At 62.2% G+C, this 5,106-nt stretch carries 4 protein-coding genes; 3 read left to right on the top strand and 1 reads right to left on the bottom strand.

Annotation, left to right across the window (positions count from 1 at the left end; translation table 11 throughout):
- Window positions 1-258 precede the first annotated feature (258 nt).
- The 3 genes from leuA to PY257_RS15800 all read left to right on the top strand — a co-directional run bounded on the left by leuA (window position 259) and on the right by PY257_RS15800 (window position 4,724).
- Window positions 259-1,947 carry a 2-isopropylmalate synthase gene (leuA, locus tag PY257_RS15810; protein ID WP_275743556.1) on the top strand — a complete coding sequence of 563 codons (1,689 nt, stop codon included), beginning with the start codon at window positions 259-261 and terminating at the stop codon, window positions 1,945-1,947.
- 53 nt (window positions 1,948-2,000) lie between these two features.
- On the top strand, window positions 2,001-3,539 hold the full coding sequence (locus tag PY257_RS15805; protein ID WP_275743554.1) for a 2-isopropylmalate synthase: 1,539 nt from the start codon (window positions 2,001-2,003) through the stop codon (window positions 3,537-3,539).
- 117 nt (window positions 3,540-3,656) lie between these two features.
- On the top strand, window positions 3,657-4,724 hold the full coding sequence (locus PY257_RS15800; protein WP_419095729.1) for a serine hydrolase: 1,068 nt from the start codon (window positions 3,657-3,659) through the stop codon (window positions 4,722-4,724).
- A gap of 55 nt (window positions 4,725-4,779) precedes the next feature.
- On the opposite strand, the gene PY257_RS15795 is transcribed toward PY257_RS15800, so the two are convergent.
- Window positions 4,780-5,106, bottom strand: a 327-nt coding sequence (locus PY257_RS15795) for a hypothetical protein (protein ID WP_275743550.1), incomplete at its 5' end; no start/stop codon positions are given.

Raw genomic sequence — 5,106 nt, 5'->3', positions numbered from 1 at the left:
CGCCAGGCTCATTGCTCAGTGGAATCACGAGCCCGGCTCCAGGCTCATACCTCGTTGGACAAGACTGAGAGTCGCCGTGGCGCCTATTTGTGCTACATTCGAAACTTATGCAAAAGATTTCGCTGGCTCTACTGCTAACGTCCGACGGGCGGAGTTGGTAGCGCACGCATATCCTTCTCGACGGCCCGTCAGCCACCAGCGACGGGCCGTTTTCTTTTAGGGGGTCGCTGGTCAACCTGAACTTCCAGAGGACCCAGCATGTTGAAAGATCCCGTCCGCAAGTACCGCGCATTCGCACCCGTCGGTCTGCGCGACCGCACCTGGCCCGATGCCGTCATCGCTCAGGCCCCGGTCTGGCTGAGCACAGACCTGCGCGATGGCAACCAGGCGCTCATCGAGCCCATGGACATCGAGCGCAAGCTGCGCATGTTCAAGATGCTCGTGAAGATTGGCTTCAAGGAGATCGAGGTCGGCTTTCCCTCGGCGTCGCAGACCGAATACGACTTCGTTCGCAAGCTCATCGACGAGGATCTGATTCCCAACGACGTGACGGTGCAGGTACTGTCCCAGGCGCGCGAGCCCCTGATCCGCCGCACCTTCGATGCGATGCACGGAGCCAAGCGCGTGATCGTGCACCTCTACAATGCCGTGGCGCCTGTTATGCGCAAAGTCGTGCTGGGGCTTGATGAGAACGGCATCGTCGATCTCGCCACCACGCATGCGCGCCTGTTCCAGGAACTTGCCGCGCAGCAGCCGGGCACACGGTGGACTTTCCAGTATTCGCCCGAGATGTTCTCGGGCACCGACCTGGCGTTTTCCAAGCGCGTGGTGGATGCGGTGACCGGCGTATGGCAGCCCACGCCGCAGGAAAAATGCATCGTCAACCTGCCCTCCACCGTCGAGCATTCGACGCCCAACATCTTCGCCGACATGATCGAGTGGATGCACCGCAACCTGGCGCGGCGCGACAGCATTGTCCTGTCGGTGCACCCGCACAACGACCGCGGCACGGGCACCGCCGCGGGCGAGTTCGCGCTCATGGCCGGCGCCGACCGCCTCGAAGGCTGTCTGTTCGGCAACGGCGAGCGCACGGGTAACCTCGACCTGGTGAACGTGGCGCTCAACCTCTACACGCAGGGCGTCGCGCCGGGCCTGGACTTTTCCGACATCGACGAGATCCGCCGCATCGTGGAGCACTGCAACCAACTGCCCGTGCATCCGCGCCATCCGTATGCGGGCGACTTGGTCTATACATCGTTCTCCGGTTCCCACCAGGACGCGATCAAGAAGGCGTTTGCTGCGCGCCGCGAAGACGACATGTGGGACATGCCCTACTTGCCGCTGGATCCCAAGGACCTGGGCCGCAGCTACGAGGCGGTGATCCGCGTCAACAGCCAGTCGGGCAAAGGCGGCGTGGCCTACCTGCTTGAAAGCGAATACGGGCTGGAACTGCCGCGTCGGTTGCAGATCGAGTTCAGCCAGGCCGTGCAGCGCGTGATGGATGTCGAGGGCAAGGAACTGACGGCGCGCGACCTGTTCGCGCTGTTCGAGTCGCAATATCGTACATGCGCCACTCCTGCGCCGCGTTACCGCGTGGAAGAGCAGCAGCGCGGCGGGCCCGTGCGCGTGGTGGCAGACATTGCCATGCAAGGGCGTGCGCACCGGATCGATGCGGCAGGCGCCGGCCCGATCGATGCGTTCGTGAACGGCCTGAATGCCGCGATAGGCGCGGACCTGCGAGTGCTCGATTACCACGAGCACGCGATCGGCGCGGGCGCGGATGCACGGGCCGTGGCCTATATGGAGTTGCGCGTCGGGCAGCGCACGCTGTTCGGCGTGGGCATCGACGCCAATATCGTCGCCGCGTCGCTCAAGGCCATTCTCTCGGGCATGGAGCGCGCGGCGGAAGAGTCCGCGGCAGCATCTGCCCCGGCAGCCACTGCGTGAGCCGCGACAATAGCGCGCGCCACGACACATCAGAAGCCCAAAAGGAGTTCCCCATGACAGACAAACTTATTATTTTCGACACCACCTTGCGCGACGGTGAACAGTCGCCCGGTGCCTCCATGACCCGCGACGAGAAGCTGCGCATCGCGCGCCAGTTGGAGCGGCTCAGGGTCGACGTGATCGAGGCGGGCTTCCCGGCGAGTTCCAATGGCGACTTCGAGGCGGTGCAGACCATCGCCAACGCCATCAAGGACTCCACCATCTGCGGCCTGTCGCGCGCCAATGACCGCGACATCGCGCGTGCTGCCGAGGCGCTCAAGGGCGCCAGCAGCGCACGCATCCATACGTTCATCGCCACTTCGCCGCTACACATGGAGAAGAAGCTGCGCATGACGCCCGAGCAGGTGCTGGAGCAGGCAATTCAGGCGGTGCGTTTCGCGCGCAACCTGATCGGCGACATCGAGTTCAGCGCGGAAGATGGTTCCCGCAGTGACCCGGATTTTCTGTGCCGTGTGATCGAGGCCGTGATTGCCGAGGGCGCCACCACCATCAACGTGCCCGATACCGTGGGTTATGCCGTTCCCGAGCTGTATGGCAACTTCATCAAGAACCTGCGCGAACGGGTGCCCAACAGTGACAAGGCCATCTGGTCGGTGCACTGCCATAACGACCTGGGCATGGCCGTGGCCAATTCGCTCGCGGGTGTGAAGATCGGCGGTGCCCGCCAGGTGGAGTGCACCATCAATGGCCTGGGCGAGCGCGCGGGCAACTGCTCGCTCGAAGAAGTGGTCATGGCGGTCAAGACGCGCCGCGATTACTATGGGCTGGACGTGGGCATCGACACCAGGCACATCTTGGCCGCGAGCCGCATGGTGAGCCAGACCACAGGCTTTGTCGTGCAGCCCAACAAGGCTGTGGTGGGTGCCAATGCATTTGCGCATGCCAGCGGCATTCACCAGGACGGCGTGCTGAAGGCGCGCGACACCTACGAGATCATGCGTGCCGAGGACGTGGGCTGGGCGGCCAACAAGATCGTGCTTGGCAAGCTCAGCGGCCGCAACGCCTTCAAGCAGCGACTGCAGGAGCTGGGCGTGAGCCTGGAGAGCGAGGGCGAGGTCAACGCCGCGTTCGCGCGCTTCAAGGAGTTGGCGGATCGCAAGAGCGAGATATTCGACGAGGACATCCTGGCGCTGGTTCACAGCGAAAAAGCCGTGGACGGCGCCGACACCTATGGCTTCATCTCGCTCGCGCAGCACAGCGAAACCGGGGAGCGCCCACAGGCACGGGTAGTGTTCACCGTTGCGGACCGCGAGGTGCATGGCGAATCCGATGGCAACGGCCCGGTTGATGCATCGCTCAAGGCCATCGAATCGCATGTGAAGAGCGGCGCCGAAATGGTGCTGTATTCGGTGAACGCCATCAGCGGCTCCACCGAAAGCCAGGGGGAGGTGACGGTGCGCCTACAAAGCAATGGGCGCGTGGTCAACGGCGTAGGAGCGGACCCCGACATCGTCGTCGCATCGGCCAAGGCGTACCTGAGCGCCCTGAACAAGTTACAAAGTAAAGCCGAGCGTATCGCCGCACAAGGATAGTGCGTGCATTTATAATCGCAGTAAGTTTCGAGAAAAGTCGTGCAAGTAATTGATCTTGCGCGACTTTTTGTATTTCTATACACTGCGTACTCGGCACTGCTCATTGGAGATGTAGTAATGGCGCGTCATCGAGGCTTGGCTTTGTTCCGTTTTTTACAGACCGTTGCGATGACGGTACTGGTTTTCACGCTTGCACTGCCGGGCGTGCATGCGGCAGAGCGTAAGAAGGTGGTAGTCAAGAAGCAGCAGACGAGCGCTTCCGCATCGGCTAGGCGCGCGGTTGCGAAGCAGCGCGTCGTCGCCAAGCGTGGTGCCGTGGTCCGTGCGGCCTACGTACCTCCCAAGCCTTCGTTCGGGCAGCTTGCCGGCCTGCATTCCACCAATGATCCGCTCGATCTCAAGTCCAGCGTGGCCTATGTGCTCGACCAGGACACGCACGAGGTGCTGCTGAGCAAGAACGAGCAGGCTGTGCTGCCCATCGCGTCGCTCACCAAGCTCATGACGGGCGTGATCGTGTCCGAAGCGCAGCTTCCGATGGAGGAGTCCATCACCATCACCCAGGACGACGTCGATACCGAAAAGGGCAGCAGTTCGCGCTTGGCGGTAGGCACCGTACTGAGTCGCGGCGAGTTGCTGCATCTGGCGCTCATGTCCAGCGAAAACCGGGCGGCGCATGCGTTGGGCCGAACCTACCCGGGCGGCCTGGATGTGTTCGTCGGCCTGATGAACGCCAAGGCCCAGATGCTGGGCATGGCTGACACGCACTATGTGGAGCCCACGGGCCTCTCCAGCCACAACCAGTCGAGCGCGCGCGATCTGGCCGTGCTCGTGAACGCCGCGCACCAGAACCCGCTGTTGCGCGAGTTGACCACCTCGCCGGGCTATGAGGTCGCGGTCGGACACCGCATGCTGCAGTACAACAACACCAATCGCCTGGTGAAGAACCCGTTGTGGGACATCGGCTTGCAGAAGACCGGCTATATCTCCGAGGCCGGCCAATGCCTCGTGATGCAGGCCAGTATCGCGGGCCGCAAGCTCATCATGGTGTTCCTGGATTCCGCAGGCAGGCTGAGCCGCATCGGCGATGCCGAGCGGGTACGCAAATGGGTGGAGGCCAGCGTTGCCATCATGGGCCCGCATGATGCAGGCGGCGGTTTGTCGACGGTAGTACACACGCCGCACTGAGCCCACAGCTCTTCCGCGCTCCGGTCACGGCCCAATCCACCGAAGTTAAGCCATGTCACCCCTTGTAAGCCATGCTCGGATGAGGTTTTACATGATTTTTCGCTCGTGGCTGCTTGCGATCACCTGAATCCGTGAGTTCAACCACATTTTTTCTTGATTTCTCTTTGTAAATCAACAACTTACGTGTAAAATGGCGCCTAACCATGCAGATGAGCGCGCCATGACCGATTTCATTATCAATAGCCTGAATCCGTGACCACCCCCTAACGAATCCGCGCCTCATTGGATTTTCTGAATTTCGTCGCCCGGATTGCCTGCCTGCATGCGTCCAAGACCCTGCGCTGGCCGTCATGGCGGGCATGAACGTCGCCCCAGCGGCCAC

Source organism: Curvibacter soli, from assembly GCF_029211125.1.
Taxonomy (GTDB): Bacteria; Pseudomonadota; Gammaproteobacteria; order Burkholderiales; family Burkholderiaceae_C; genus Curvibacter_A; species Curvibacter_A soli.
This window is presented reverse-complemented; position numbering and strand designations above follow the sequence as displayed.

Coding starts and splice junctions, on each gene's coding strand:
- leuA (WP_275743556.1), top strand. CDS start 259: ATGTTGAAAGATCCCGTCCGCAAGTACCGCGCATTCGCACCCGTCGGT.
- PY257_RS15805 (WP_275743554.1), top strand. CDS start 2,001: ATGACAGACAAACTTATTATTTTCGACACCACCTTGCGCGACGGTGAA.
- PY257_RS15800 (WP_419095729.1), top strand. CDS start 3,657: ATGGCGCGTCATCGAGGCTTGGCTTTGTTCCGTTTTTTACAGACCGTT.